At 65.6% G+C, this 4,097-nt stretch carries 5 protein-coding genes; 2 read left to right on the forward strand and 3 right to left on the reverse strand.

The features are described from left to right. The 3 genes from VGD20_RS07285 to VGD20_RS07295 form a co-directional block, all read right to left on the reverse strand. On the reverse strand, positions 1-738 hold a 738-nt coding region (locus VGD20_RS07285; RefSeq protein WP_331133809.1), incomplete at its 3' end, for a TauD/TfdA dioxygenase family protein. A 74-nt stretch (positions 739-812) separates the two neighbouring features. Beyond that, on the reverse strand, positions 813-1,691 hold the full coding sequence (locus tag VGD20_RS07290; RefSeq protein WP_331133810.1) for an arylamine N-acetyltransferase: 879 nt from the start codon (positions 1,689-1,691) through the stop codon (positions 813-815). Between the two features lie 74 nt (positions 1,692-1,765). Next, positions 1,766-2,488, reverse strand: a complete 723-nt coding sequence (locus VGD20_RS07295; RefSeq protein ID WP_331133811.1) for a DUF6891 domain-containing protein — start codon at positions 2,486-2,488, stop codon at positions 1,766-1,768. A gap of 159 nt (positions 2,489-2,647) precedes the next feature. On the opposite strand from VGD20_RS07295, the gene VGD20_RS07300 reads away from it, so the two are divergent. Further along, entirely contained in the window at positions 2,648-3,106 is a 459-nt protein-coding gene (locus VGD20_RS07300; RefSeq protein ID WP_331133812.1) for a nuclear transport factor 2 family protein, read from the forward strand. A gap of 120 nt (positions 3,107-3,226) precedes the next feature. Continuing rightward, positions 3,227-4,097, forward strand: an 871-nt coding sequence (locus VGD20_RS07305) for a hypothetical protein (RefSeq protein WP_331133813.1), incomplete at its 3' end; no start/stop codon positions are given.

Consider the following 4,097-nt stretch of genomic DNA (forward strand, 5'->3'; position numbering starts at 1 on the left):
GATCGAGCCCGCACGCCAGCGAAAGCGGCATTGGATTTCGGGCACTGCAGCTTGGGCATAAAGATGTGCGAGCAGCCATTCGCTCTCCTTTGCCGACACGCCTTCGATATGGCTGGTGAAGGCGGTATTGACGTACAGTGCCTGCTCGCCGGTTTCGGGGTGGGTGCGCACCACCGGATGGAGCTGCGGCGGATACTGCTCGTGCAGCTCCTCGACGCTCTTGCCCAGCCTTCGCGCAAAGACCCGCGCGATATCGTGCACGGCGCTCAGCGAGCGGCACCAGTCCTGCATCGCGGGCGACAGGCCGCGGAACGCTGCCGCCATGTCGGCGAACAGCGTGTCGCCGCCGACTTCGGGCACCTCGATCGCGCGCAGGATCGATCCCAGCGACGGTTCGGCGCGCCAGGTGACATCCGAATGCCATTCATTCTCGCGCCCGCGCGAATCGGGCCCGTGCGCGATATGCAGCACTTCGGGGTTCGGCTGGTCTTTCGGCGTCGCGGGGTGGATCTCGAGCGGGCCGAACCGCCGTGCAAAAGCGATATGCTGCTCGGCGGTGATGAACTGGTCGCGAAAGAAGATCACCTTGTGCACAAGCAGCGCGGCGCGGATTTCGGCAATCGTCGTGTCGTCCTGCGTTTCACTCAGGTCGATTCCCGAAATCTCCGCGCCGATCGACGGTGTCAACGGTGCGACCTTCACGCGCTCGAAAATGCGTTGCGATGCAACAAGGGCCATGGCCTCCGCTCCTGCTATTTTCTTGTCGGAGCATGAGAAAGCCATGGCGGCGGCGAGTCAAGCGGCGGTGACGATTAACCCACGATCTCCGCGGTCGCGGCGCGCTCGATCGCAGGCCGCCAATGCGGCCGGACGGGTAGCAGGAATATCTCCGACAGGACGCGCTCGATCTCGTCGGCGGTGAGGTAGCGCCGATCGCTGCGCCCGTCGACAAGCCGCGTCGTCAAACGGTTGTCGCGAAGCCCGTAGCGCGCCTCGGCGGTCGTCCGCGCCGCGATCAGTTGATGCCGGAAATGCGAATCCGGATGCGCCGAGGTGTACCAGTTGCCGAGCTCATAATCGATTGCGGGCGGCGGCACCGAATCGAGCCGGTACAGCGTCCGCCACTCAGCCTCGATCAACGCCGCAACCTGCCACACATCGCCGTGCCGCACGATACGATAGCTTTCGTGCCGCGTCGGCTGCGCCTCTTCGCTATCCATCGCAAGCGGCTGCGGCGGCACCGCTGCACCGAAGCCGACGTCGGCGAGCCACGGCCGGCCGGCCAGCATCACCCGCACCACCATATGCGTGCGCGGCGTCGGTGGCGCATCGTCGGGCAGCATCCAGCGCACGCGGCCCAGCAGCCCCTCGGCCTCGAACCCGATCGCCTGCAGCACGCGCAGGAACAGGCCGTTCTGCTCGAAACAATAGCCGCCGCGGCGTCCGCCGATCAGCTTGGCGTCGACCGCGTCGGCGCCGATGTCGATCGCCGCGCCGGTCAGCGCATCGATTGCCTCGAAGGGAATGGCCGCGATATGGGCCGCCTGAAGCGCCGCGAGGACATCGAGCGTCGGCGCCACCGGTCCCTTGTAGCCGATCCGCGCGAGATAACGCGGCAACAGGCCGGCTTCGGGCGCATCGTCGCTCGCATCGACGGGGTCGGACGGGGTGGCAGCGGGATAGTGCAGCATCGGCAGGGGCTCCGTTCGCGAATCATCGGTCCCGACCTTATGAAAGCTCAACCGCAGTTAAGGTCAAGCGCGGATCAATCGGCCCGGCGCCGCTTCCAGTCGAGCGGCACCGCGATGCGAGTATCCCAGCTGCCGTTCCAGTCGGGCTTCAGCCCGCTGCGCGCCAGCGTTGCGACGATTTCGCGCCCGACCGCCAGCGCCGCGTCCTCGCCCTCTTCAACCGCGCCATAGTTGAGATAGAGGCCGTGGCCCTCGGCCGCCGATTCGCTGTCCTGCATGTGATAAAAACCATAACCGCGCACCGGTTGGCCCGCATCGCGGGCTTCGCCGATCTCGTCCCAGATTTCGGCCGAGCCGCACGTCCCGCAACAGGTGAAATTCTGACGCGCGACGATCCCCGCATCGTCGAGCGCGGCAAAGGCCGCGTCGAGCCGGTCGCAGTCGGTGATCGCAGGCCAGCCGAGTTCGGCCTTGCGGTGTGCCGCCAGTTCCCCGTCGACCAGAGCGGGAACGATCGCGCGCACGGCGCCGGAATCATATCCGTCTTCGAGCATTTCGATCGCCGACCCGATCAACCGCTCGCGATCGTCGAACCCCGTGCGCACGGCGCGGCGCACGATGTCGCGTGCTTCTTCCGCCATCGCTTCCGGATCGGCAGGCGGCGGCGCCGGCGACGGGGCAGCGTGCGGCACGATCACCGGCGCGGGAACGCGGCCGGGATCGCGTGGCGCCACGGGGTTCGAGCGCCCCGCACCGAAAAGGCGCGACAGAAATTGCCGGAACGGCGACTGGGGCATGATCCTCTCCCACGATGGTCCTTGCCGTTTCTAGCCCGGCGCACGGGCGATGCCACATCTATTCGCGCGGCCGACGCCGGCGAGTTGCCTGTGGGCGCCGGGATGATATGCAGCTGTCAGGATGCGCCGGACGACCGGCGCCGGGAAAGGCCTGAACCCATGCGAAATTATGGTGCCGCCGCCGTCGCCGCGATGCTGATTCTCTTGCCGGTGCCCGCGAGTGCGGAGGATGGTGTGGCCGGCCTCCGCGCTTTTGCCGACGCCTTCGACGCCGCGCAGATCGCGCAGGACCGTGCCGCGCTCGAACGCATGGTCGCCGACGACCTCGTCTTCATCGACGGCAGCGGCAAGCGCTACGGCAAGGCGTTCTTCATCGACGGCTGGACAGGAGCCGGAGACGATTACGACCCGGTGGCATTACAGGATCGCGTCATCCTGCCGCTCGGCAAGGATGCCGGCCTCGCAAGCGCCGAGACGATCCTATCGGGCCGCTCGGCCGGCAAGCCTTTTCGCGTCCGTATCCGCTTCACCGACATCTTCCGGCGCAGCGGCGATAGGTGGCAGGCGACCTATATCCATGTCACGAGAATGGCGATCGATGACCCACCCGCGCCCTGAGCATCGGAGCATGCCGTATCGTTGACCGGCCGCGGTCGCGAGCCCATGGCCCTTTGCCCGAATTGCGCTAAGCTTTGAAATATGGCCGGCAATTTGCGGGGCCATGCGCAGGGGGTGAGCATGCCCGACGAGCCATTCATTCCGTCCGAAAACGCGCCGCAAGGCGATCCGCCGCAGATGCTTTCTCCGCCGCTTGACGATGGCGCGCCAACCGAATTCGCCGATGCATCGCGGCTGTTCGCAGCGTTGAAAGGCGACTGGACGCTCGACATGGTCGATTCGATCATTCCGGGGTCGGACGGGATGATCGTCGAACAGGATATCCTGCTCAAGATGGAGGACGACGGCAGCTTCATCGCCGCCGCCCCCGCGATCGTCGCACGCGTCGCCAATTCGGCGATTCCCGACCTCGCGGTCGCGATCAGAATAGCGGTCGAAGGCCAGCTTTCGGCGCTTCCCGAACTGACGCCGGAAGGCATTGCGATTCGGATCGACGATGTCAAAGTGCTGGAAAGCCAGTACACGATCGCCGGCGATGGTTTGGCTACCGGTACCGGCAAGGGCGCCGATATCTCGATCGTCGTCGCGCCGCTGATCGACGAGCTCATCACCAAGATCGTCGGCGCTGGCTTTCTCGACTATTGCTCGAACGGCGACGACCAGGTCCTGACCTTCACCACCGGCCCCGATTTCAAGCAAGTCTTCAAGCGCCCGGCGCCGTTCGCGCGTATGCATTCGCTGAAATTTCTGAACAGCCTCGTCATGCACCGGAATGTCCCAGCGTTCGGCGACGAACTCGACTGGAACAAGATCGGACTGCGCAAGGCAGGCGCGATGATCGCGAATGCCGAGCCGCACTGGTCGGCAACAAGCAACCATCCCGCGCTCTATCTGCGCGGCGAAACCGTGACCGTCGAAGTCGAGATCGAACTGAAGGGAGGAACCCGGTTCAAACTGTTCGGCATCGACCCCGGCCGCTGGGATCCAGTGA

Source organism: Sphingopyxis sp. (assembly GCF_036402335.1).
GTDB lineage: Bacteria > Pseudomonadota > Alphaproteobacteria > Sphingomonadales > Sphingomonadaceae > Sphingopyxis.

What these genes read in the sequence shown, in the direction of transcription:
- VGD20_RS07290 (WP_331133810.1), bottom strand. Translation starts at nt 1,691, where the DNA reads ATGCTGCACTATCCCGCTGCCACCCCGTCCGACCCCGTCGATGCGAGC.
- VGD20_RS07295 (WP_331133811.1), bottom strand. Translation starts at nt 2,488, where the DNA reads ATGCCCCAGTCGCCGTTCCGGCAATTTCTGTCGCGCCTTTTCGGTGCG.
- VGD20_RS07300 (WP_331133812.1), top strand. Translation starts at nt 2,648, where the DNA reads ATGCGAAATTATGGTGCCGCCGCCGTCGCCGCGATGCTGATTCTCTTG.